Origin of the sequence: Actinomadura sp. NPDC000600, from assembly GCF_040492135.1 — a bacterium.
Lineage (GTDB): Bacteria > Actinomycetota > Actinomycetes > Streptosporangiales > Streptosporangiaceae > Spirillospora.
Genome location: NZ_JBEUPD010000011.1, coordinates 226804 through 250105 on the forward strand (window position 1 = coordinate 226804; position 23302 = coordinate 250105).

21 protein-coding genes are annotated in these 23302 nt (G+C 72.1%); 9 read left to right on the plus strand and 12 right to left on the minus strand.

Annotation, left to right across the window (positions count from 1 at the left end; translation table 11 throughout):
• The first annotated feature begins 31 nt into the window (after positions 1–31).
• Positions 32–1087 (plus strand): LacI family DNA-binding transcriptional regulator, encoded by a 1056-nt coding sequence (locus ABWI07_RS18760; RefSeq protein WP_353819271.1) that lies wholly within the window; start codon positions 32–34, stop codon positions 1085–1087.
• 11 nt (positions 1088–1098) lie between these two features.
• On the opposite strand, the gene pstB is transcribed toward ABWI07_RS18760, so the two are convergent.
• The 5 genes from pstB to mshD all read right to left on the minus strand — a co-directional run bounded on the left by pstB (position 1099) and on the right by mshD (position 6227).
• A complete protein-coding gene (gene pstB / locus ABWI07_RS18765; protein WP_149263124.1) occupies positions 1099–1875 on the minus strand; it encodes a phosphate ABC transporter ATP-binding protein PstB in 777 nt (258 codons plus the stop codon).
• 54 nt (positions 1876–1929) lie between these two features.
• A complete protein-coding gene (pstA, locus tag ABWI07_RS18770) occupies positions 1930–2835 on the minus strand; it encodes a phosphate ABC transporter permease PstA (RefSeq protein WP_353819272.1) in 906 nt (301 codons plus the stop codon).
• Positions 2832–3812 (minus strand): phosphate ABC transporter permease subunit PstC, encoded by a 981-nt coding sequence (gene pstC, locus ABWI07_RS18775; RefSeq protein ID WP_353819273.1) that lies wholly within the window; start codon positions 3810–3812, stop codon positions 2832–2834. Before pstC ends, pstA begins: the two co-directional genes overlap by 4 nt.
• A 92-nt stretch (positions 3813–3904) precedes the next feature.
• Complete coding sequence (pstS, locus tag ABWI07_RS18780; RefSeq protein ID WP_149263127.1) at positions 3905–5008, minus strand: phosphate ABC transporter substrate-binding protein PstS; 1104 nt, start codon at positions 5006–5008, stop codon at positions 3905–3907.
• Positions 5009–5351: 343 nt separating this feature from the next.
• The gene (gene mshD, locus ABWI07_RS18785; RefSeq protein ID WP_353819274.1) at positions 5352–6227 is read right to left on the minus strand and encodes a mycothiol synthase; all 876 of its coding nucleotides are present in this window, start codon (positions 6225–6227) and stop codon (positions 5352–5354) included.
• Positions 6228–6370: 143 nt separating this feature from the next.
• Here mshD and ABWI07_RS18790 point away from each other — a divergent pair, with 143 nt between their 5' ends.
• Positions 6371–8050: a bifunctional metallophosphatase/5'-nucleotidase gene (locus ABWI07_RS18790; protein ID WP_149263129.1), complete on the plus strand. Its 1680-nt coding sequence runs from the start codon at positions 6371–6373 to the stop codon at positions 8048–8050.
• Positions 8051–8166: 116 nt separating this feature from the next.
• Here ABWI07_RS18790 and ABWI07_RS18795 read toward each other — a convergent pair whose 3' ends face one another.
• The 5 genes from ABWI07_RS18795 to ABWI07_RS18815 all read right to left on the minus strand — a co-directional run bounded on the left by ABWI07_RS18795 (position 8167) and on the right by ABWI07_RS18815 (position 15507).
• The gene (locus tag ABWI07_RS18795; RefSeq protein WP_502912834.1) at positions 8167–9327 is read right to left on the minus strand and encodes an inorganic phosphate transporter; all 1161 of its coding nucleotides are present in this window, start codon (positions 9325–9327) and stop codon (positions 8167–8169) included.
• On the minus strand, positions 9324–9941 hold the full coding sequence (locus tag ABWI07_RS18800) for a DUF47 domain-containing protein (protein ID WP_149263130.1): 618 nt from the start codon (positions 9939–9941) through the stop codon (positions 9324–9326). Before ABWI07_RS18800 ends, ABWI07_RS18795 begins: the two co-directional genes overlap by 4 nt.
• Before the next feature lie 321 nt (positions 9942–10262).
• Entirely contained in the window at positions 10263–10454 is a 192-nt protein-coding gene (locus ABWI07_RS18805) for a hypothetical protein (RefSeq protein WP_308800926.1), read from the minus strand.
• 246 nt (positions 10455–10700) lie between these two features.
• The gene (locus ABWI07_RS18810) at positions 10701–14795 is read right to left on the minus strand and encodes an AAA family ATPase (RefSeq protein WP_353819275.1); all 4095 of its coding nucleotides are present in this window, start codon (positions 14793–14795) and stop codon (positions 10701–10703) included.
• A 190-nt stretch (positions 14796–14985) separates the two neighbouring features.
• A complete protein-coding gene (locus ABWI07_RS18815) occupies positions 14986–15507 on the minus strand; it encodes a gamma carbonic anhydrase family protein (RefSeq protein WP_149263132.1) in 522 nt (173 codons plus the stop codon).
• 237 nt (positions 15508–15744) lie between these two features.
• On the opposite strand from ABWI07_RS18815, the gene ABWI07_RS18820 reads away from it, so the two are divergent.
• From ABWI07_RS18820 to ABWI07_RS18840, 5 genes are all read left to right on the plus strand, one after another.
• Complete coding sequence (locus ABWI07_RS18820; protein WP_149263133.1) at positions 15745–16812, plus strand: DivIVA domain-containing protein; 1068 nt, start codon at positions 15745–15747, stop codon at positions 16810–16812.
• A 100-nt stretch (positions 16813–16912) separates the two neighbouring features.
• Positions 16913–17440, plus strand: coding sequence for a peptide deformylase (def, locus tag ABWI07_RS18825; RefSeq protein ID WP_353819276.1), 528 nt, complete (start codon positions 16913–16915; stop codon positions 17438–17440).
• Positions 17441–17567: 127 nt separating this feature from the next.
• Positions 17568–18302: a response regulator transcription factor gene (locus tag ABWI07_RS18830; protein WP_353819277.1), complete on the plus strand. Its 735-nt coding sequence runs from the start codon at positions 17568–17570 to the stop codon at positions 18300–18302.
• Positions 18302–19828: a sensor histidine kinase gene (locus ABWI07_RS18835; protein ID WP_353819278.1), complete on the plus strand. Its 1527-nt coding sequence runs from the start codon at positions 18302–18304 to the stop codon at positions 19826–19828. The genes ABWI07_RS18830 and ABWI07_RS18835 overlap by 1 nt, the downstream gene beginning before the upstream one ends.
• A 261-nt stretch (positions 19829–20089) precedes the next feature.
• Complete coding sequence (locus tag ABWI07_RS18840) at positions 20090–21061, plus strand: S1C family serine protease (RefSeq protein ID WP_353819279.1); 972 nt, start codon at positions 20090–20092, stop codon at positions 21059–21061.
• A 177-nt stretch (positions 21062–21238) separates the two neighbouring features.
• Here the strand turns inward: ABWI07_RS18840 and ABWI07_RS18845 are convergent, their stop codons facing one another.
• Positions 21239–22063 carry an oxygenase MpaB family protein gene (locus ABWI07_RS18845; protein ID WP_353819280.1) on the minus strand — a complete coding sequence of 275 codons (825 nt, stop codon included), beginning with the start codon at positions 22061–22063 and terminating at the stop codon, positions 21239–21241.
• 130 nt (positions 22064–22193) lie between these two features.
• Here ABWI07_RS18845 and arfB point away from each other — a divergent pair, with 130 nt between their 5' ends.
• Both arfB and ABWI07_RS18855 read left to right on the plus strand, forming a co-directional pair.
• Positions 22194–22619 carry an alternative ribosome rescue aminoacyl-tRNA hydrolase ArfB gene (gene arfB, locus ABWI07_RS18850; RefSeq protein ID WP_353819281.1) on the plus strand — a complete coding sequence of 142 codons (426 nt, stop codon included), beginning with the start codon at positions 22194–22196 and terminating at the stop codon, positions 22617–22619.
• A gap of 42 nt (positions 22620–22661) precedes the next feature.
• Entirely contained in the window at positions 22662–22877 is a 216-nt protein-coding gene (locus ABWI07_RS18855; RefSeq protein WP_353819282.1) for an isochorismatase family protein, read from the plus strand.
• Between the two features lie 38 nt (positions 22878–22915).
• Here the strand turns inward: ABWI07_RS18855 and ABWI07_RS18860 are convergent.
• The coding region (locus ABWI07_RS18860) for a transposase (RefSeq protein ID WP_353819283.1) at positions 22916–23302 on the minus strand (387 nt) is incomplete at its 5' end.

Here is a 23302-nt window from a genome sequence, read left to right on the forward strand (position 1 = left end):
TGTGTAACGATACACATCTAAACTGAGGGCCATGGAACCCTCCCGAGGCGCGAAGCGGGCGACCCTGGCCCAGGTGGCGGAACTGGCCGGTGTGTCGGTGATGACCGCCAGCTACACCTACAACCGGCCGAACCGCGTATCGGACCGGACGCGGGCGAAGGTGCTGGCCGCCGCGACCCGCCTCGGCTATCCGGGCCCCGACCCGAGCGCCCGGTCCCTGCGCCGGGGCAGCACCCGCACGCTCGGCGTCGTGATGGGCGAGCACCTGAGCTACGCGTTCGACGACCCGGAGGCGGTGTCCTTCCTGGCGGGGATCGCCGACGTCTGCGCCGATCACGGCTACGGCATGACCATCGTGCCGATCACGGGCGCCGCCGACGACGTCTCCCGGATCACCGACGCCGCCGTCGACGGGTTCGTCGTGTGGACGACGTCCGACGACGACCCCGTCCTCGCGGCCGTCCGGGCGACGAAGCGTCCCGCGGTGGTCCACGGCGGCCCTGCGGTGGACGGGATGGGCCTGGTGAGCATCGACAACCGCGCGGCGGCCCGAGCGGTCGGCGCCGTCGCCTTCGCGGGCGCCGCGCGTCCGGCCATCGTGAGCTTCCCGCTCTCCCGGGACCGGACGACCTCGATCACCAAGGGCGCGGAGCTCCCCGACGTCCTGTTCCCGGTGACGCGCGAGCGCCTGGAGGGATATCGAGAGGCGGCCGAAGCCGCCGGGACCGCCTGGCATGACGTGACCGTCGCCGTATGCGCGCGCAACGACGCCGCAGAGGCGGAGCGCGTCGCAACGGCCCTCCTGACCTCCGCGGAGCCGCCCGACGCGATCGCCGCGATGAGCGACCAGCAGGCGTCCGGGGTCGTTCAAGCGGCGCACGCGGCCGGCCGTGCCGTCCCCGGCGACGTGGCGGTCACCGGCTGGGACGACGCGGCGGTGGCAGCACCACTGGGCCTGACCACGGTCGCCCAATCCCTACGCGACCAGGGCGCGGCCTGCGCCAGGGCGATCCTCGGCGGCCGGGAGCCGGACTCCCGGCCGGCGCCATGGTCCCTGACCCAAAGGACCAGCACCCGCCGGCCCTGAGGGTCGGGCGGTCAGCCGAAGCGGCCGGTGATGTAGTCCTCGGTGGCCTTCTGCTCCGGGTTCGCGAAGATCTTGCTGGTGTCGTCGATCTCGATGAGCTTGCCGGGCTTGCCGGTCCCCGCGATGTTGAAGAACGCGGTGCGGTCGCTGACCCGGGCCGCCTGCTGCATGTTGTGCGTGACGATGACGATCGTGTACTGCGTCTTCAGCTTCTCGATCAGGTCCTCGATCGCGAGGGTGGAGATCGGGTCGAGCGCCGAGCACGGCTCGTCCATCAGCAGCACCTGCGGCTGGACGGCGATCGCACGCGCGATGCAGAGACGCTGCTGCTGCCCGCCCGACAGGCCGGCGCCGGGCTTGCCGAGCCGGTCCTTGACCTCGTTCCACAGGTTGGCGCCGCGCAGCGACTCCTCGACGACCTCGTCCAACCGGCCCTTGCGGCGGACGCCGTTCAGCTTCAGCCCGGCCGCCACGTTGTCGTAGATCGACATGGTGGGGAACGGGTTGGGCCGCTGGAAGACCATTCCGACGACGCGCCGCACCGCGACCGGGTCGACGGCCGAGTCGTACAGGTCCTCGTCGTCCAGCATGACCTTGCCCTCGACGCGGGCGCCCGGGATGACCTCGTGCATCCGGTTCAGGGTGCGCAGGAACGTGGACTTGCCGCAGCCCGACGGCCCGATGAAAGCCGTCACCGAGCGCGGCTCGATCGTCATCGAGATGTCCTCGATGGCGTGGACGCCGCCGTAGTAGGCGTGCAGCCCGGATACCTCGATCCGCTTGGCCATGGGGTCAGGGTTCCTTTCTCTGGGTCAGCGGGCTCTGCGAGCCGATCGGAGGGGTCAGCGCCCTGTCGGCGCCGTGCGCCGCGCGACGAGCCTGGCGACCAGGTTGAGCAGCATGATGATCCCGATCAGCACGAGGGCCCCCGTCCAGGCCCGGTCGATCGAGTTCTGGTTGGGGTCGGCGGCCTGCTCCCAGATGAAGGTCGGCAGCGAGGCCTGCGCGCCGTTGAACGGATCGTTGTTGATCGCCTTGGTGAAGAAGATCGTGAGCAGCAGGGGCGCCGTCTCGCCCATCACGCGGGCGACGGCCAGCATCACGCCGGTGACGATGCCGGTCATGGCGGTCGGGAGGATGACGAAGCAGACCGTCCGCCAGCGCGGCACCCCGAGCGCGTAGGACGCCTCGCGCAGGTCGTTCGGGACGAGCTTGAGCATCTCCTCGGTCGCCCGCACCACCGTCGGGATCATGAGGATCGTCAGGGCGAGGGAGCCGGCGAACCCGGAGAAGTCGAAGCCGAACGTCAGCAGCCACAGCGCCAGCACGAACAGGCCCGCGACGATCGACGGGATGCCGGTCATCACGTCCACGGTGAAGCTGATCAGCTTGCCGAGCCGCCCGTTCCCGGCGTACTCCACCAGGTAGACGGCGGTGAGCACGGCGATCGGCACGGCGATCAGGCTGGTGATCAGCACCTGCTCCAGGGTGCCGATGATCGCGTGGTAGGCGCCGCCGCCGGCGTCGCTGCCGCTGACGGCGTTCATCGAGAACTGGAAGAACGTCGGGTCGAGGCGCTTGGCGCCGTTCACGATCACGGTCCACAGCACCGACACCAGCGGAATGAGCGCCAGCGCGAACGCGAGGTAGACCAGGCCCTGGACGACCCGGTCCTTGATCTTGCGTCCGGCGGAGACCGGGGCGAGCCGGGCGCCGGGCCGGGGCTTGCCGGTAGAGACGGCGGTCACACGAACTCCTTCCGGCGCGCGACGACCGCGCGGGCGGCCATGTTCACGAGCAGGGTGATCACGAACAGCACCAGACCGGAGGCGATGAGCGCCCCGCGGCCGGTGACGGACGCCTCGGCGAAGCTGTTGGCGATGTTGGACGCGAACGTGGCGCCGCCGTTCTCCAGGATGTGCCAGTTGATCCCGGGGACGAAGGTCAGCACCATCGCGACCGCGATCGTCTCGCCCATGGCGCGGCCGAGGCCGAGCATGGCGCCGCCGATCATGCCGGAGCGGCCGTAGGGCAGCACCGCCATCCGGATCGTCTCCCAGCGGGTGGCGCCGAGCGCGAGCGCGGCCTCCACGTTGGCCCGCGGCACCTGCAGGAACACCTCGCGGGAGATCGACGAGATGATCGGCAGGATCATGATCGCGAGCACCACGGAGGCGGTGAAGATCGAGCTCTTGCCCGGGGAGTCGCCGCCGAACAGCGGGATCCAGCCGAGCGCCCCGTTCAGGAACTTGCTGATCCCCTCCATGTGCTGCGACAGGAACGCCAGGCCCCAGAGCCCGTAGACGATGCTGGGCACCGCCGCGAGCAGGTCCACGACGTACCCGAGCCCGGAGGCGAGCCGCCGCGGCGAGTAGAAGGAGATGAAAAGCGCGATGCCCACCGCGACCGGGGTCGCGATGAGCATGCCCAGCAGCGACGAGACGACCGTCCCGAACGCGAGCTGCGCGATGCCGAACCTCGGCGGGGCCGCGTTCGGGTTCCACTCCTCGGCGGTGAGGAAGTTCGCCTTGTTGTCCTGCAGGGCCGGGATGGCCTTCCACACGAGGAAGACCGCGATCGCGGCCATGATCAGCAGCACGGTGATGCCGGAGCCGCGGGCCGCCGAGACGAAGATCTTGTCTCCGGCCCGTCCGGTGCTCATCCGCATCCCGGCCGCACGGCGGTCGACGCCGGCGGCCGCCCGGACACCGGTCTCGCTCGTCACGGGACGTCCTCCTTCGATCATGTCGGCGGAACCCGCGGCGGCCCCGCCGCCGAGGTCGTCGGCGGCGGGGCTGCGGTTTCCGTCTTCTGCTGTCAGGACAGGGCCTTGACGGACGCCTGGACCTTGGTCAGCACGCTCTGCGGGAGCGGCGCGTAACCCTTGTCGGTCAGGATCTTCTGGCCGTCCGCGCTGGAGGTGTAGGTGAGGAAGGACTTGACGAACTTGGCCTGCTCGGCCGGCAGCCCCTTCTCGCACGCGATCTCGTAGGTGACCAGGACGATCGGGTAGGCGCCCGGCTCCTTGGTCGAGTAGTCGATCTTCAGCGCGACGTCGTTGCCGGTGCCGACGACCTTCGCCCCGGCGACGGCCTTGGACGCGCTGTCCGGCGACAGCTCGGTGAACTCGCCCGCGCCGTTCTTGACGTGCGCGGTCTGCAGCTGGTTGTTCGTCGCGTAGGACATCTCCACGTAGGAGATCGAGCCCTCGGTGCTCTTCACCTGGCTGCTGACGCCGTCGGACTTCGGCGCGCCCTGGCCGGTGGAGTTCGGCCACTTCTTGGCCTTCTCCCACGTCCAGATCTTCGGCGCCGTGTTGTGCAGGTAGTCCGTGAAGTTGTCCGTGGTGCCGGACTCGTCCGAGCGGTAGACCGGCTTGATCGGCTCGGACGGCAGCTTGGCGCCGTCGTTCTCCTTGGCGATCGCCGGGTCGTTCCAGGTCTTGATCTTGCCGGAGAAGATGCTCGCGAGCGTCTCGGGCGAGACCTTGAGGCCGTCCACGCCCTTCACGTTGTAGACGACCGCGATCGGGCCGACGACCATCGGCAGGTTGAGCGCGTTGCTCCCCTGGCAGCGCTTCTGCGCGGCGGGGGCCTCCTCGGGCTTCAGCGCCGAGTCCGAGCCGGCGAACGACACCTGGCCGCTCGTGAACGCCTGGATGCCGGCGCCCGAGCCGCTCGGGTTGTAGTTCAGGTTGGCGCCCGCGCACTTGGACGAGTAGAGCTTCGTCCACTCCTCCATCGCGTTCTTCTGCGCGCTGGAGCCGGCCGCGTTGACGCTGGCCTTGGCGCAGTCGATGTCGCCGGACGGCGCAGCACTCGAACTCGCCGTCGTGTTGTTGTCGCTTCCGCAAGCGGAGAGGGCCAGCGCCCCCGCGACGACTACACCGCCCAGGGCAGCGAGTCGGGAACCGTTCTTCACCGGAGGGTCTCCTTGAGTTTCGTCGGGCGGGTCCCCCGAGCCGCCCCGGCCCATGTCGACCGGACGACGGGTTCGCCGTCGAAAACGACGCTAAGCAGGCGAGGTGACCAGCCGCCCCGATCCAGGTGAACGGCGAATGAACGCGGGCGAGCAGAGTTACGAAGAATGTCCCGATATGTCGTGGACACGGGGTTAACAGTGCAGCTCAGAAGCCCAAAATCCCGGTCGAGGCCGCCCCAAGGAGGGTTGGCCCGCCGGGATGCGGGTACCCGCGGGTTTTCCCAGGTCGCAGGCGCTGCGCGGGTCGAGTGCCGCGCGGTCGGGTGCTGCGCGGCCCGGGAAGCTACGCGGTGGTGGCGTACATGACGTCCACGGCGTGGCGGGTGAAGCCCAGCGACTCGTAGAGGCGGACGGCCGCGGCGTTCGACTCGTCCACGTACAGCATGATCTGGTCCATGCCGATGTCGCGCAGGTGGTGCAGGCCCCGCAGGGTGAGCGTGCGGCCGAGCCCGAGGCCCTGCGCGTCCGGGGCGACGCCCACGACGTAGACCTCGCCGATCCCGCCCGGGTGCACCTTCGTCCAGTGGAACCCGGCGAGCCGCCCGTCCCGCTCGGCGAGGAAGAACCCGGCCGGGTCGAACCAGTCCTCGGCCTCGCGCTCGCGGACGTCGGCCATCGTCCAGGCGCCCTGCTCCGGATGGTCGGCGAACGCCCGGGCGTTCACCTCCAGCCACGCGCCCTCGTCCCGGCCCGGTTCGAAGGTCCGGATCGTCACGCCCTCGGCGGCGCGCGCCTCCGGCAGCGGATCGGCGGCCGGGCGCCGCATCTGGAACAGCGCGCGGGCCCGCTCCATCCGCTCGGCGGACGCGAGCGCGGCGGCGGCCGGAAGATCACCGTGCGCCCACACCCGCAGCGGCCCGCCGGCCTCGTCCCGCAGGGCGCGCAGCAGCGCCCGCCCGTGCCCCCGGCGCCGGTGCTCGGGATGGACGACCAGCTCCCCCGCGGCGGGCTCCTCCCCGGAGGCCGGATCGAAATGGGCGTAGGCCACGACCGCGCCCCGGTCGGACACCGCGAGCCCGGACCGGCCGCCCCGCAGGGCCAGCAGAGCGTGCTCCGACAACGGCCCCACACCGTCGGCCTCGGTCGCGGCCAGCGCCAGCGCCAGCACCTCGGCGACCTCTCCGTCCCCCAGCGTCCCGCGCGCCCGCACCTCACTCACGGTCCACAGCCTATGCCGACGGCGACCGACGTAACGCACACGCCAAGCGAACCCCCCAGAGAGCATGTCCCCTGGTCAATTCGTCATAGAAACGTCATCAGGCCGCCGGGTACTGGATGCCGAGCGAATCTACCGTCCTCAGAATGATTCGACGACGCACCTTCCTGGCCTGCGCCGCGGCGGGGCTGACGGTCGTGGGCGTGGCCGCGCAACCCGCCGCCGCGCGCCCCGCGCCGACCGCGTCCGTGCGGCTTCTCGCCCTGAACGACTTCCACGGCAACCTCGAACCCCCCTCCGGAAGCTCGGGCACGGCCATCGACGAGAACGGCAACGCCGTCCCCGCCGGCGGCGCCGCCTACATCGCGGCCCACCTCAAGCAGCTGCGCAACCGCGACACCCTCACCGTCGCGCAGGGCGACCTGATCGGCGCCTCGCCGCTGATCTCGGCCGCCTACCACGACGAGCCGTCCGTGCAGTTCCTCGGCGACGCCGGCGTCACGGCGTCCGCGGTCGGCAACCACGAGTTCGACGAGGGCTACCAGGAGCTGCTCCGCATCCAGAACGGCGGCTGCCACCCGGTCGACGGCTGCTCCCCCGCGGGCACCTGGAGCGGCGCGAAGTTCGACTACCTCGGTGCGAACGTCCTGCTGAAGAAGAACGACCGGCCCGCCATCAGGCCGTGGACGATCCGCCGCGTCAACGGCGTCCGGATCGGCATCATCGGCGTCGTCACCAAGACCACCCCGAGCATCGTCACGGCCGAGGGCATCAAGGACCTCAAGTTCCAGGACGAGGTCGAGGCGGCGAACCGCGCCGCGCGCGAGCTGAAGCGCCGGCACGTCCGCGCGATGGTCCTGCTCGTGCACGAGGGCGACCAGGTCAAGTCCGGCTCGCGGCCGGACGAGTGCGGCGTCGTGCCGGGCGCCGGGACGCGCATCGCCCAGCAGGCCGACCCCGAGATCGACATGGTGCTGACCGGTCACACCCACCAGCAGTACGTCTGCTCGGTCAAGGACCCCGCGGGCAACCCGCGGCTGTTCTCCTCCGGCTCGTCCTTCGGCCGCGTCATCACCGAGGTGAACCTCAAGGTGGACCGGCGCACCGGCGACATCGTCCGGTCCTCGGTCACGGGCGACAACCACGTCGTGACGCGGGACGTCCCGCCGGACCCGGCGACCCAGCGGTTCGTGCAGACCTGGAAGGACCGGGTCTCCGTGATCGCCGACAAGCCCATCGGCAAGATCACCGCCGATCTGACCCGGGCCCCCTCCGCCGCGGGCGAGACCGCGCTCGGCGACGTCATCGCGGACGGCCAGCTCGCCGGGACCAAGGACCTCGGCGCCCAGGTCGCGCTGATGAACCCGGGCGGCGTCCGCACCGACCTCGTCTACAAGGCGAGCGGCTCTGAGGGCGACGGCGTCGTCACCTACGGCGAGGCGTTCGCCGTGCAGCCGTTCAGCAACGTGATGGGCGTGACGTCGCTGACCGGCGCGCAGCTCGACGCCCTGCTGGAGCAGCAGTGGACGCCGGCGGGCGAGAAGATCCTCCAGCCGTCGGCGAACCTGCACTTCACCATCGACCGCACCAGGCCGGTCGGCGACCGCGTCTCGGCGATCACCATCGGCGGGACCCCGGTCGACCCGGCCGCCGTCTACAAGGTCGCGGCGAACAACTTCCTCCTCGGCGGCGGTGACGGCTTCAGCGTCTTCACCGAGGGCAAGGACCAGGTCCTCGGCGCCATCGACCTGGACACGTTCGTCGCCTACTTCGCCGCGCAGGGCACGATCTCCCCGCCCGCGCTGGACCGCATCTCCGGCAAGTGATGATCTCCGGTAGGTGATCGATCACAGGTGTGGCCCGTGTCCGGGCGCCTCAGGCGCCGGGGCACGGGCCACACGCATGTCCGCTCGGCATTTCGCTCGGGGGCGGGCCCCGGATGTCACGCGCCGAAGAAGTGGACGACGTAGTAGACGATCGCCGCGACCGCCCCGGCGGCGGGCATCGTGAGCACCCAGGCGATCAGGATGTTGCCCGCGACGCCCCAGCGGACCGCGGAGAGCCGCTTGGTGGCGCCCGACCCCATGATCGCCGAAGTGATCGTGTGGGTGGTGGAGATTGGAGCGTGCCAGATGAACGCGGTCGCGTAGAGCACGAGGGAGGCGGTCGCCTCCGCGGCGAAGCCCTTCGGCGGATCGACCTCGATCACCTTGCGGCCCAGCGTGCGCATGATGCGCCAGCCGCCCGCGTAGGTTCCGGCCGACAGCGCGCCCGCACAGGCGATGATGACCCACCAGGGGACGGTCTTGCCGTCCGAGTGCCCGGTCGTGACCAGCGCGAGGACGATGATGCCCATCGTCTTCTGCGCGTCCTGCAGCCCGTGGCCGAGCGCGAGGGACGCGGCCGACATGGTCTGCGCGATGCGGAAGCGGCGGCCGACCCGGCTCGGGTTGGACCGCCGGAAGATCCACAGGATCGCGACCATGGCCAGGTAGGCGAGGCAGAACCCGACCACCGGGGACAGCACCATCGGCACCGCGACCTTGTCGACCACGCTGGTCCAGTTGACGTCCGACAGCGAGGCCAGCCCGGCCCCCACCACCCCGCCGATCAGCGCGTGCGAGGACGACGACGGCAGCCCGAAGTACCAGGTGATCAGGTTCCAGGTGATCGCGCCGAGCACGCCGGCCGCGACGACGGTGAGGCCGTGCAGGCCGGTCGGCGGCGTGATGACCTCGCTGACCGTCTTGGCGACGCCGACGCCGAGCAGAGCGCCGATCATGTTCATCGCGGCGGCCATGCCGAGCGCCACCCGCGGGGTGAGCGCCCGGGTCGAGACCGCCGTGGCGATCGCGTTGGCCGCGTCGTGGAACCCGTTGGTGTAGTCGAACACCAGGGCCACCACGACGACGAGGGCCAGCACCGCCAGCTGGGCGTCCGAGCGCAGGCCGAACACGCCCGCGATCATGACGACCAGCACGCCCGCCAGCAGCAGCAGCCAGGCGCGTCCGGACACCCGGCGGGTCGCCTGCTCGCCCAGGGTCTCGGCGCCGGCCGGGGACTCGCGGGTGAGGGTGGCGCCGGGGTCCTCGGCAGCGCTCATGATTCCTTGACCGCTATGGTCTCGACCGTGTTCGCCACGTGCTCGAACGCGTCCGCGGCGTCCTCGAGGCGGTCGATGATCTGCTTCAGCTTCAGCACGGTCAGGGTGTCGTACTCGCCGCTGAACAGCTGGGCCAGCAGCTTGCGGTAGACCTGGTCGCCCTGGTTCTCGAGCCGGTTGATCTCGATCCAGTACTCGTTGAGCTCCTTCATCGAGCGCAGCCGGGGCATGGCCTCGGCGGTCAGCTCGGCGGCGCGCTCCAGGACCTCGACCATGTGGACGACGCCCTTCGGGAACTCGTCGATCTTGTAGAGCACGACGAGGTCCGCGGCCTCCTCCATCTCGTCCATGACGTCGTCGATCGTGGAGGCCAGCCGGTAGATGTCCTCGCGGTCGAACGGAGTGATGAACGTTTCGTTCAACCGACGCATGATCGCGTGGGTGTTTTCGTCGCCCGCATGCTCGCAGGCGCGCATCTTCTCCGCGATCGCCGCGCGGTCGGCGCCGTCGCTGATGAGTTCCACGAGCAACCTGGCGCCGGTGACCAGGTTGTTCGCCGAGTCGGCGAACATGTCGTAGAAGCTGTCCTCACGCGGCGTGAGACGCAAGCGCACGTCGTTCTCCTGAAGTGCCGGAACAGTCCGCAGAGGATCGTAGGCGCAACCAGCCGTAAAAAGAACCTTTGCCCCGGCTTCGGCTGCTGTCCGCCATCCTCTCACCTACAAGGTTGCCCTAGATCAGGAGGTACATACCCCGCGAGAAGTCCCCAATCTGGGGGAACGCCCGTCAGAACGGGGCTTGCGGGACGGCCGTGCGCCCCGACAGGGATGACCACGAGTGAGATTCGTTACAGTGCCGCGACCTGGGCGGCGGGCTTCGGCGGACTGAAAAGACGAACCGGGGACGCCCCAAACGGCGTCCCCGGCAGCGGTGGTTCAATCCCGTGGCGTCAGCTCACGACGACCGGCCTCGCCGGACCGCACTCCGAGCACCATGTCGATCTCCGCGATGGTCAGCGGCCGCTCCGCCGCGGCCACCGCGCTCAGCATCTCGGCATAGAGTTCGATCTCGTCCAGCGCAACGCGGTCGTGGACGCGCAAATCGAGGTTCTGGCGCACCGCGTCCACCTCCGTTCGTTCCCCACACCCGTCGTCGAGGCTACGCGCCTCGCCCCGGCGGGCACATGACCCAAGAGGGCCATTCGAGGGCCACTCCGACCCTGTCCGTCCGGGGGAGGTCCCCCGCCGGGGGGTAGGCGCCGCCAGACAGCCGCGGCCCACCGATCCCGGGAGCCGCACCCCGGACTGCCTAGCCTTCCCAGGTGGCGCCCGTCTGATGCGCGCGGCCCGTGCCGCATGGCACGGACGGGCCGGTCACCGCCCCGGCCGGAACCCCTCCCGGGTCCCCTGGTGGAAGCCGCCGAGCATCTGCTCCAGCGACGTCTCGGGCAGGTCGCGGACCGTCAGCCGGGCCACGGTCGCGGCGTTGACGTCGGCGCCCGCGAGCCGGGCCGCCTGCCGCGCCACGGTCTGCTCGAACAGCGCGCGCACCGTCCGCGCGTAGGCGAACTGCGGGTCCTCCCGCAGCCGCGAGAACCGGTTGAGCAGCTCGACGCGCAGCTCCTCGTCCAGCATGTAAAGGTCGCGCTCGGCATAGCTCTGGAACAGCCGGACCATGTCGCGGTCGCCCATCCCGGTGAACTCCAGGATCCGCCCGAACTCGGCGCGGAACTCGGGACTGCCCGCGAGGAAGCCCTCCATCTCCGCCGCCGGACTGGAGCACACCACCATGAACCGGGCCCTGCCCTCCGCGCCCTGCCGCATACGGCGCAGCAGTTCCTCCACCACGGCGGGAGACCGGTCGAGCAGGTACGCCTCCTGGATGAGCAGCACGCCGCCGAGCGCCTGGTCGACCATGCCCGCGACCCGGTTCTCGGTGTCGACCCGGTCGCGGCCCGCCAGGTGGACCGGGCGGCAGGCGACCACGTGTCCGGAGTCCAGCAGCCCCAGCGCCGCGTAGATGCCGCCGACGAGGCCGGCGACGGTCGTCTTGCCGGTGCCGGGCGGCCCCGTGAACACCAGGTGCCGCGCGTCGCCGCCGGACACCCCGTACCGGGCCCGGTCGGCCGCGAGGCCCGCCTCCTCGGTCAGCTCCAGCACGGCCGCCTTCACGTCCTCCAGCCCGGTGAGCTGGTCGAGCTGCCGCAGGTAGCCGTCGATGTCGCCGGGCGGGCGCAGCGCCGGCTCGATCCCCTCGGCGACGCCCGCGAGGTCGTCCGGGGTCAGCACGAGCCGGTCGTGGGACGCCCCGGCGCGCTCCATGTTGCGCTGGGCCGCCTGGTCCAGGTACGCCTCGACGAGCCGCGCGTTGACCAGGTCGCCCGGTCCGCGGAGCCGCTCCAGGTCGGCGCGGACCACCTCCAGGGCCGACGCGCCGATCGTGACGCGCCGCTCCTCCGCCAGCAGGTGCAGCAGCGTCATCCGGTTGTCGAGGTCGCCGAAGTCGGGCAGCCGGTGGACGCGGAACGCCTGCACGAGCTTCGGGTGCTCCTGGAGCAGCCGCTTGTAGGCGCCCGGCCCGCAGGTCGCGATCACCGGGGTGGTGTTCACCGGGTCGCGGCGGGCGCGGCGCACCGCGCCGACGACCGCGGCCGGGTCGGCCGCGCCGGTGACGGCCACGTCCAGCCGCTCGAAGAGGATCACCGGGCCCGGCTGCCCGAGCAGCTGCCCGATCCGCTCCGGCGGCGCGTTCCGGACGTCCTCGGCGTCGTGCGCGCGGATCGACCCGTCGCCGAGCCCGGCGTTGGCCAGCGTCAGCGCGATCATCCGGGAGAGCCGCCGCTGCCCCGAGTGCGGCTTGCCGACCAGCAGCACACCGGGCACGCCGGCCTTGATCGAGCTCGGCGCGCCGTCCACGCGGGTGCGCTCGATGTCCTCGCCCGCCGCGTTCCACTCCTCGGCCTGCGCCTTCAGGTCGCCGAGCAGCGCCGCGGCGTCGTGCTCGCCGTACACGAAGCCGAACCCGAACCGCTCCAGGACGCGGCGGGTGCTGCGGTCGCTCGGCGGCGGGATCTCGCTGACGGGCTGGTCCGGCGAGGGCGTGTCGTCCAGGAAGTCGAAGTCGCCGACCATCGTCTGGGACATGACCTTCGTCCCCGGGCCGCCTCCCGGGACGGGCGGCGGCGCGGGGTTCGGCGGACCGTCCTCGAGGTCGTCCGGGCCGAGGATGCGCGTTCCCGGCGGCTGCCCCGGCGGGGCCTGCCGGCTCTGCTGGGGCCGGCCGCCCTGGTCCTCCACGCGCGTCGCGTACGGGTCGAACGCCTGGGGCTGCGGCTCGGCCGGGGACGGGGGCTGCGCAGGGCCCGCCGGACCCGGCTGCATGTTCGGCTGGACGTTCGGCTGTGGCGGAGGCGCCGAGCCCGCAGGCTGGTAGCCCAGCTGCGTGTACGGCGGCAGGAAGTCGGCGTCCTGACTCTCCTCCTCGGGAGGGGAGAAGCCGCCTGCCTCCTGAGGAGGCGCGGGCGTGTGGCCGGCCTGGACCGGCTCGGGCACGGCGGGCTGGGCCGGAGACGGCGGCTGCGCCGGAGACGAGGGCAGCGGCGGGCTCTGCATCGGCGCGGGCGGTGCCGGGCTCTGCATGGCTCCGGGACTCTGCACGGGTGCGGGCGGCACGGCTCCGGGACTCTGCACGGGTGCGGGCGGGGCCGCGCCGGGGCGCTGGAAGCCGAGTTCGGTGTACGGCGGCGCGGCGGCGGCCTCGTCCTTGTCGTCCTCGGCGGGCGAGTGGCCGCCCATCATCGGATCCGGGGCGGCGAACCCCGGGGAGTTGAACGCGGCCTGCTGCCCTTGGCCGGGCGCCGGGGTCTGGGCATGCCCGGCGGCGGGGCCGGGCGCGTTCTCCCAGCCGGGCTGCGCGGGCGGCTGGACGAAGGGGCGGTCGGGCTCGGACGGCGCGAAGTTCGCCCCGGACGCCCCCTGCGGCGACGCGCCGGGGGCGAGGCCGGGCTGGCTCGGCATGTTGAACGGGGACGGCTGCTGCGGCACCGGGCTGGGCGTGGACGTCGGCGCGGCGGCCGTGGCGCGGGCCCGGTTGCGTCCGATGATCCCGGCGACGATCGCGGTCGGGACGGGGAAGCCGCGGGGCCGGGCGGGCATGCCGCCGAGCCGGCACCACGCGAGGTCGACCTCGTACATGGCCGCCAGCAGCGACTCGGCGCCCGGACCGGATCCGGCGGCCGACCGCAGCGGCTCCGGAAGGCGCATGTCCTGCGGCCACAGCCGGCGCAGCGGATGCCCCCGCTGCTCCGACACCGCCTGCACGGTGTAGCGGATCTCCGGGTCCAGCCAGGGGACGATGGTGCCCACCATGTCCTTGCGGACGACGTCCAGATCGGCGGCCAGCAGCGCGGCGGCCACCAGCCGGGGCTCGATGTAGGCCGGTTCGGCGGGGTCGCCCGACAGGTCGGCTATCAGCTCGCTGAGCGTGTAGAAGGCGTGCCGGAAGTTGTCCCCCGGCGAGCTCTCGTTCCTCAGCGCGGGCACGAGGTTGGGCGGGCACCGCGTCAGCCACTGCTGGACGATCGCCTGGTCCCCGTAGGGCAGCGCCCCGTAGTCGACGGTGGGGTTGGACAGGGTGGTGCCGAGGATGGCGAGCAGCGCGTCCGCCCTCACCTGGAACCGGACGTCGTCGCGCAGCGCGCTGGCGACGGCCCACATCGTCCGCAGGACGACGACCGCCGCGTCCACCCGGCTGGCGCGCAGCCGCTCGGAGTAGAGCGCGACCAGAGACTCCAGGGCGGGCGGGGTGAGCCAGCGCGGGCCGTCCACGTCGGGGAGGGGCCTCGCGCGGTAGGGCTTCCACAGGTCGAGCATCTGGGCGTCCAGCCGCGAGTCGAACGCGGGCGCGGCGGAGCACCAGAGCATCACGCCCCAGGCGACGGCGACGGTGGACGGCGCCTCGCTCGTGAACTCCCGCCACCAGTGCGGGTAGTCCTGCGCGGCCAGCGTGGCGGCGGACTCGACGGTCGAGCGGACCCGCGAGGTCAGCTCGGTCGCGAACCCGTGCGCGACGAAGGGCAGCCCGGACGGCGGGTCGTAGGAGAAGTCGGGCCCGGCGGGGATGACGTGCGGCGGCAGCGCGGGCACCTGCCCGGGCCGCTGCTGCGCGGGCCGCGCGGCCATCCGGACGGCGGGGATGCGCGGCGGCGGGCACAGGTACCACTGCCCGTCGGACGGGTGCAGCCGGTACCAGCGGGCCCACGCCCCGAACAGCCACCACGTCCCGTCCGGCAGGACGAGCATGCGCCCCGCGATGGCGTGATGGCGCTGCTGCGGAGGCGCCGACGGCCACCATGCGGCGGCCACCATCGCCCTCGTGTCGCGCTCTGCCTCCGTGAACGGATCCTGCCCCGCAGCGGGGCTGGGCGGCGGAGCACTGCCATAGCCCGGTCCCCACACCACGATGGTCATGGTAGTCAGCAGAATCCGGCCGGGGCTCCCCTCACCGGCCCATTCGCCGTGTCCCCGCAGGTCAGCGAATTATCAGAGGCGGGAAACAGTGGGGCTGGGCGATCCGCGGGGCAGTTCGCGGTCGGCCGTACCGCACATTTCGGTCGGGCGAGCCGCTCAGCCCCCTGCGCGGTTCAGCCCCCTGGACGGTTCAGTCCCACTGGGCGGTGCGGTGCCGCTCGGCCTTCTGGACGTACACCTCGGGCGTGTACCGCAGGACCGCCCGGTCGTCGTCGGTGAGCTCCCGGACGATCTTGCCGGGGGTGCCCGCGACGAGCACCCCGGACGGGATCTTCTTGCCGGGCGGGACGAGCGCGCCGGCAGCGATCAGCGTCCCGGAGCCGATCCGGGCGCCGTTCAGCACGATGGCGCCGATGCCGATGAGCGAGCCGGCCTCGACGTGGGCGCCGTGCACCATCGCCTTGTGGCCGAGGCTGACCCGGTCCTCCAGGACCGCGGGCATGCCCGGGTCGGAGTGCATGCAGCTGAGGTCCTGGATGTTGCACTCCTCGCCGACGATGATCTCCTCGTCGTCCCCGCGCAGCACCGAGCCGTACCAGACGCTGGACGCGCGGCCCAGCGTCACCCGTCCGACCACGACCGCGCCGGGCGCGACCCACGCCGCGGGGTCGATCTTCGGCCGGTCCTCGCCCAACGCTCCCAGGTAGCTCATGGCGCCGATGGTAGCCGCCCCCCAGCGGAGGGTTTTCTCCGCAGATTGGATAGTTTGTCGCGCATGTCCAGGTGACGAAACGGCTGCGAGTAGTGCGGTTCCGGTTGCGCGAATGGGGTGGACCGGACAAGAGTCGTCCTGACGTTTCCCACCGTGGGCCGCTCACCGGCGGGTGAGGATCGCATCTCAACCGACCCTGACGGGGTGATGACCCCCGCCAACGACCCCTTAGGCATCATGAGCAACGAAGCCGAAATCCTGCCGAACCTCCTCCAAGAAGAGTCCTTCGAGATCGTCATGCGCGGCTACAACCGCCGCCAGGTCGACGACTACATCGCCCGCGCCCAGCAGAAGCACCGTGAACTAGAGGCGCGGCTCGCCCGCGCGCAGGACGAGGTCGAGCGGATCCGCCGCGAGATGGCCGAGGTCCGGGAGGCCCGCAAGCCGACCGGCGACGACCTCAGCGACCGCCTCCGGCAGATCATCAACCTCGCCGAGGACGAGGCCCAGGACAAGCTCGCCGAGGCCGAGGCCAGGGGCACCGAGATCCGCAAGGACGCCGAGCAGGAGTCCAAGCGGATCATCGACGAGGCCCGCTCGCACGCCGAGCGGAACCTCTCCCAGGCGCAGGAGAAGGCCGAGCACGTGCTCGCCTCCGCCAAGAAGGAGTCCGAGAGCGTCCTGTCGGCCGCCAAGCAGGAGGCCGAGCAGACGGTGACCGGCGCCCGGCTGGAGGCCGAGCGCACCCTCACCGCGTCCGAGCGGCGCGCCAGCGTGATCAACGAGGGCGCGACCCAGCGGCTCACCGCGCTCACCAAGAACCACACCCAAGCCCTGCAGCGCCTCACCGAGATCAGCGAGACGCTGCACCGGCTGCTGACCGCCGAGAACGAGGCCGGTCCGCTGGAGAAGATGGTCGAGGACGCGGTCCGGCAGAGTTCGCCGCCCCGCGCCCAGGGCAAGCCGGCGCCGCAGGCGCAGCCCGCGCAGGCGGCTCCCCAGCAGCCCGCGTCCCCGGGCGCCAAGCCGGTGGCGAAGCCCGCGCCGGCCGCCGCGAAGCCGGCACCGGCCCCGGCCCCGGCCAAGCCCGCGCCCGCCGCCGCTCCGGCGCAGGCGAGCCCGGCGCAGTCGGTCCCGCCGCAGACCGCTCCCCCGCTCAAGAAGCCCGAGCCGTCCCCGGTCGGCGACGGCCCGGCGCCCTCCGTCCCGCCGCAGGCCAAGCCCGCGCGTCCGGACGAGGACTCCGGCGGCCCGGCGACCGCGCCCATCCCGCCGCAGCAGCCGCGCGGCCCCATCGAGCTCTAGCGCGCGCACCGCGGGCGGTGCGGCGGGTCCTGAGCAGGCCCGCCGCACCGCCCGCGGCGTTTCGGGGGACCGCGTTTTCCCGGGATATAGGATCTTGATCGTGAGCAAACGGACCCATCCGCGCGGAACCGCCCGCCCGGTCAGGCTTCTCGGGGACCCGGTCCTGCGCACCGAGTGCGACCCGGTCCGGACGTTCGACGCGTCGCTGGAGCGCCTCGTCGACGACATGTTCGCCACCATGTACGAGGAGGACGGCGCCGGCCTCGCCGGGAACCAGATCGGCGTCGGGCTGCGGCTGTTCGTCTACGACGTCGAGGACGACAAGGGCCGCCGCCACATCGGCCACGTCGTCAACCCGGAGCTGGTGGCCGCCGACGGCGAGCGGGTCGTGGAGTCGGAGGGCTGCCTGTCCGTCCCCGGCCTGCGTTTCGACACCCCCCGCCACCACCACGCCGTCGTCGGGGGCGTTGACGTGAAGGGCAGGCCCGTCCGCGTCGAGGGCACCGGGTACTTCGCCCGCGCCCTGCAGCACGAGTGCGACCACCTGGCGGGCAGGGTCTACATCGACGTGCTGTCCGGGGACGCCCGCCGCGAGGCCATGCGGGCGATCCGCGCGCTCCGCGAGTAGGCGGCGCGGGATTTTCCCGTCCCGTGCGGACCGCCTGTCCGGCGCGTGCGCTCAGCCTGTCCTCCGCGCGCATTCAGGAGACGTTCAGGTTGGGATGCGAACCTCTGCGATGATGTGGAGGGGGACTGTGCAAGTGGTCGAACGTGCGGCGAACGGTGGCAGGACGGCGGAGGCGACGCTCCTCGTCGTCGAGGACGAGCCCAACATCCTGGAGCTCCTCGCCGGCAGCCTGCGCTTCACCGGATTCGACGTGATCACCGCCACCAACGGGGCGGACGCGGTGCAGTCGGCGCGGCGGCACCGCCCCGACCTGATCGTGCTGGACGTGATGCTGCCCGACATCGACGGGTTCGACGTCGCGCGGCGGCTGCGGTCCGGCGGCGACCACACCCCCGTGCTGTTCCTGACCGCGCGGGACGCCGTCCAGGACCGGATCAAGGGGCTGACGATCGGCGGCGACGACTACGTCACCAAGCCGTTCAGCCTGGAGGAGGTCATCGCCCGCATCAGGGCGGTGCTGCGCCGGTTCCGCGGCGGGGCGACCGAGCCGCCGCCGCGGATGGTGTTCGCCGACATCGAGCTGGACGAGGACAGCCACGAGGTGTGGCGCGGCCGCAGACCCGTCCAGCTGTCGCCGACCGAGTTCAAGCTGCTGCGCTACTTCATGGCCAACGCGGGCCGCGTCGTGTCCAAGGCGCAGATCCTCGACCACGTGTGGAACTACGACTTCCGCGGCGACGCGGGCATCGTCGAGTCGTACGTGTCCGCGCTGCGCCGCAAGGTCGACAACACCGAGCCGCGGCTCATCCACACCCTGCGCGGCGTGGGCTACGTGCTGCGCGAGCCGACGAGAACGGGCTGATGGCCACGCGGGCCCCGGCGACCGCCGCCCCTCCCGAGGTGCGGGGCGCCGCCGGCGCGGCGCCCGCCGGGGGCCTCGCACGGACGTGGGCCCGCATGTCGCTGCGCGTCAAGCTGATCGCGGGGATGCTCGTCCTGGTCACCCTCGGCATGACGGTGATGAGCGCGGCGGGCGCGTCGGTGCTGCGGCAGTACCTCGTCGGACGGGCCGACGACCAGCTGCGCGGTTCGGTCGGGCGGGCGATCGACCAGGTCGTCCCGCAGCTGGAGAGCGGCCGGACGCGGATCACCGTGCGGATTCCCAGCGAGATGTACGGGCAGGTCCGCACCACCGACGGCCGCTCGCTCGGGCAGAACGAGGCGTGGAGCGAGACGGGCCATCCGCGGCTCCCGGCGAACCTGAACGGGCACATCGACCGGCCGTTCACCGTCACCGGGACCGGCGGGTCGACCTGGCGGATCCTGGCCGAGCCGATCTCCGACGGCACGGTGCTCGTGCTCGCGTTCAGCATGGAGGAGATCGACCGGACCGTGCAGCGGCTCGTGGTGATCGACGCGATCGTCGGGCTGCTGGTGCTGGCCGTGCTGGTGGTCGTGGGCGTCGCCGTCGTCCGGGCCAGCCTGCGGCCGCTGTGGGCGGTGGAGGCGACCGCGGGCGCGATCGCGGCGGGCGACCTGTCCCGGCGCGTCCCGGAGGCTGACCCGGGGACGGAGATGGGGCGGCTCGGGCGGTCGCTGAACACGATGCTCGGGCAGATCGAGGCGGCGTTCCGGGCGCGCGCGGAGTCGGAGGCCGCGGCCCGGCGATCCGAGGAGACGGCGCTGCGCTCGGAGGAGCGGATGCGGCGGTTCGTCGCGGACGCCAGCCACGAGCTGCGGACCCCGCTGACCGCGATCCGCGGGTTCGCCGAGTTCTACCGGCAGGGCGCGGCGCGCACCCCCGAGGAGGCGGAGCGGCTGATCGGCCGGATCGAGGAGACCGCGTCCCGGATGGGCCTGCTCGTGGAGGACCTGCTGCTGCTCGCCCGGCTCGACCGGCAGCGCCCGATCGAGCGGCGCCCGGTGGACCTGCTCGCCGTCGCCGCCGACGCTGTCCAGGAGGCGAGAATCCTGGCGCCCGAGCGCACGATCGACCTCACCGTCGAGGGAGGACTGGCGTACCAGGTGCGGGGTGACGAGCCGCGGCTGCGCCAGGTCCTCGGCAACCTGCTCAGCAACGCCGTCGCGCACACGCCGGAGGGCACACTGATCGAGGTGCGGCTGTCGCCGGGCACGTTGCGCGGCGAGCCGGCGGCGGTCGTCGCGGTCGCCGACCAGGGGCCCGGCCTGGCCCCCGAGCAGGTGGACCGGGTCTTCGAGCGCTTCTACCGCTCCGACGAGGGCCGCTCCCGCGACCACGGCGGCGCCGGTCTCGGGCTGGCCATCGTCGCCGCGCTCGTCGCGGCGCACGACGGCGAGGTCCGCGCCGACTCCGCACCCGGCGAGGGCGCGACGTTCACGGTCGTCCTGCCTCTGGCGGAAGACTAGAGGCGGCATTCAGGAAACGTTCAGGATCGTGGGTTCCAATGGACGCACAGGGCGCGCCCCGATCTCGACGGGGAGCGGGAGGCCGCGCCCTGGCCAGCTTGGACGGACGATCGGTGCGACCGGCCGGTCACCGCGGCCGAGGGGCCGACCCCTCGGCCGCTTTTTCATGACTGTAGGCGTTCAGCACACTTTCAGGTCGGCTCCAGGCGGCCTGCAGGCCCAGGGCGCACTCTTCATGGTGAGAGCGACAGGGGGATCCAGATGAACGCCGACAGGCCGCAGCAGCAGCCCTGGGAGCCCGGCGGAGCCGGGGAGCCCGGAAGGCCCGGATTCGACCCGTACCCGCAGTGGACGGGCAACGTCCCGCCGCCACCGACGGACGCTCCGTCCCGTCCGGGCATGTTCGGCGCGGGGATGTTCGGCACGGCGCGGCACAAGCTCGCCGCCGTGGGCGCCGCGACGGCACTGGCCCTGGGGGCGGGCGGCGCCGGCGCGGGGGTGACGCTGGCGCTGACGCACGAGAGCACCGTCTACTCGAGCCCGACGGCGGTCTCCGGGGTCGCGTCCAAGAGCACGACCGCGCAGGTCGCCGCCGCCGTCCAGCCGAGCGTCGTGTCGATCCAGGCCCGGACGGCGTCCGGCGTGGAGGGCGGTTCCGGCGTGATCCTCCGCTCGGACGGAGTGATCCTCACCAACGCGCACGTGGTGTCCGGCGCCCAGCAGGTCGCGGTGAAGTTCAGCGACGGCAGGACCGCGTCCGCGCAGGTCCTCGGCGCCAACACCGGGGAGGACGTCGCCGTCGTCAAGGCGGAGGGGGTGTCGGGCCTGAGGCCCGCGACGCTCGGCTCCAGCCGCGCCGTGGCGGTCGGCGACCAGGTCCTGGCGGTGGGCAGCCCGCTCGGGCTGGACGGTTCGGTGACGTCCGGCATCGTCAGCGCGCTCGGACGCGAGATCCAGGAGGGCGGCGACCAGCAGCAGCTCCCGCCGGGGCTCCAGGGGCGGCTGTCGCAGCAGCAGCAGACCGTGATCAAGAACGCGATCCAGACCGACGCCGCCATCAACCCCGGCAACTCCGGCGGCGCGCTGGTCAACGCCGCGGGCCAGGTGATCGGCGTCAACACCGCCATCGCCACGTCCGGGAGCAGCAGCGGGAACATCGGGGTCGGCTTCGCCATCCCGGTCGACTCCGCCAAGAAGGCCGCCGACGCGATCATCGCCGGCGCACAGGTCTGACCCGGGACGCCGTCCGGCCAGGGCTCTGGGGGGAGCGGGCGGACGGACGGCGGACCGGGGCAGAGGGTCCTCCCGGCCGGGCCGGGTGGGAGGACCCGGCAAGGGAGAGCGGCCGCGTGACCTGCCTGCGGGTCACGCGGCCGCTCTGTGCCGCCCGTGCTCTGTGCCGCCCCGCGCTCAGCTCCGCACCCGAACGGCCGGGCGCCGCTTGACCTTCGCCAGCATCCGCCGCGTCGTGAGCAGGTAGTACTCCCGCGGCAGCGTGCGGACCCGCAGCGGGAGCCGCGGATAGACGAGCGCGATCGCCCCGACCAGGAGGCGGAACCGGCGCTCCCGTCCCGGGGTCCACCTCCACCCGTACTGCTCGCGGATCGGCGCGGGCATCAGGCCCGCGGTGAGCAGCCGGATCGCCATCAGGCCGGGCGCATGCAGCGGCCCGCCCGGCAGCCTCGGGTGGAGCACCTGCTCGGCGATGGCCCGCGACGCGTCACTGATCTCCAGGCTGTGCAGCATGTCCGCGTAGTACTCGCGGAACTGCGGGTAGGTCTCCGGCATCCGCTCCTCCGGGCAGCCGAGGATCGTCGCGTAGACCTTGGTCTGCCCGTAGAACTCCGCGAGCTCCGCCTCGGTGAACGTCCGCCGGAAGACGAGCTGGTAGAACTGCACCGCCACCGCGAACAGCGTGGACGCGACCCACACCTGCAACTCGGGTTCGTTCGCCTCGTAGTCGGGGCCGGTGACGGCCGCGTGCCCCTTGGTGACGAGGGCGCTGAGCGTCTCGGCCTCCTCCCGCGTCCCGAACTGCACCGCGTAGAGCCACCCCATCGTGTTCCGCAGCCTGCGCAGCGGGTCGTCCGCCGTGTAGCTGTGGTCGTAGACGCCCTGCGCCACCTTGGGATGGGCCGTCTGCAGCAGCGACGCGGCGCCGCCCGCGGCGATCAGCACGCCCTCCCGCGTGATGACGCGGATGAGGTCGTCGTCCCGGAACAGTCCATCGTCCATGGCAGGCACGTCCATAGCAGGCGCATTCATGGCGCCCAGTGTAAGTAAGTACTTTCCTGGTCGCCAGCGAGGGCCGCGGGCCGGAAGTTATTGGAGCGACGATCCGACCCTTCCCTGCGACAATGGGGACATGCCCGCCCAGATCCATGTCCGCGGCTCGGTCTCCATTTCGGAGTCCGAGCTCGCCTGGCGCTTCTCCCGCTCCTCGGGGCCGGGCGGGCAGCACGTCAACACCAGCGCCACCGCCGCCGAACTCTCCTTCGACGTCGCGAACTCCCCGTCCCTCCCCGAGCCGCTGCGCGCCCGCGCCCTGGAGCGCCTCTCCGGTCGGCTGGTCCGCGGCGTCCTCACGATCCGCGCCGAGGAGTACCGCTCCCAGCAGCGCAACCGGGACGCCGCCCGCACCCGCTTGGCGACGATCCTGGCCGAGGCGACGGCCCCTCCCCCGAAGAAGCGCATCCCGAAGAAGGTCCCCCGCGGCATCAACGAGCGCCGCCTGGAGAACAAGAAGCGCCGCAGTGCCGTGAAGCGCCAGCGCAACGCCCGCTGGGACTGACCCCGACTCCCCGCGCGGACCGGGGCTCCTAGAATGATCTTCATGTCTGCCGGGCTCGTGCTCATCGACCTCGTCCTCGGCGGGCTCGTCACGACCATGGGCGTGGAGTCGACCGCGCGGGCCGCGAGCGACCACGGCTACGAGCTGGAGTTCGTCGCGGACGCCATGTCCGGTCTCACCGCCGAGGAGCACGACTTCGCCGTGCGGCGCACGTTCCCGAGGTTCGGAACGGTGCGGAACACCACCGACTACCTCTGACCGGCCTCCCCGGCGCCGGAGGGATGCTCCTATGGATGTCAAGCGGCGAGTTCAAGATCGCTTGATGTGATGATCTGGTAGAGCTCGCGGGCGATGTAGCGCTTGAGGCATCGGATGATCTCTTTCTTGGACAGGCCTTCGGTGGTGCGTCGTTCGGCGTAGGCGCGGGTGCGGGGGTCCCAGCGCAGGCGGCACAGCACCACGCGGTAGAGGGCGGCGTTGGCCTGCCGGTCACCGCCGCGGTTGAGGCGGTGCCGGGTGGTCTTGCCGGAGGAGGCCGGGATCGGGGCGGCGCCGCAGAGCATGGCGAACGCCGCCTCGCAGGTGAGCCGGTCGTGGTTGTGGCCGGCGGTGACCAGGAGCTGGCCGGCGACGTCGGTGCCGACCCCGTTGGCGGCGACCAGGCGGGGGTTGATCGCGGCCAC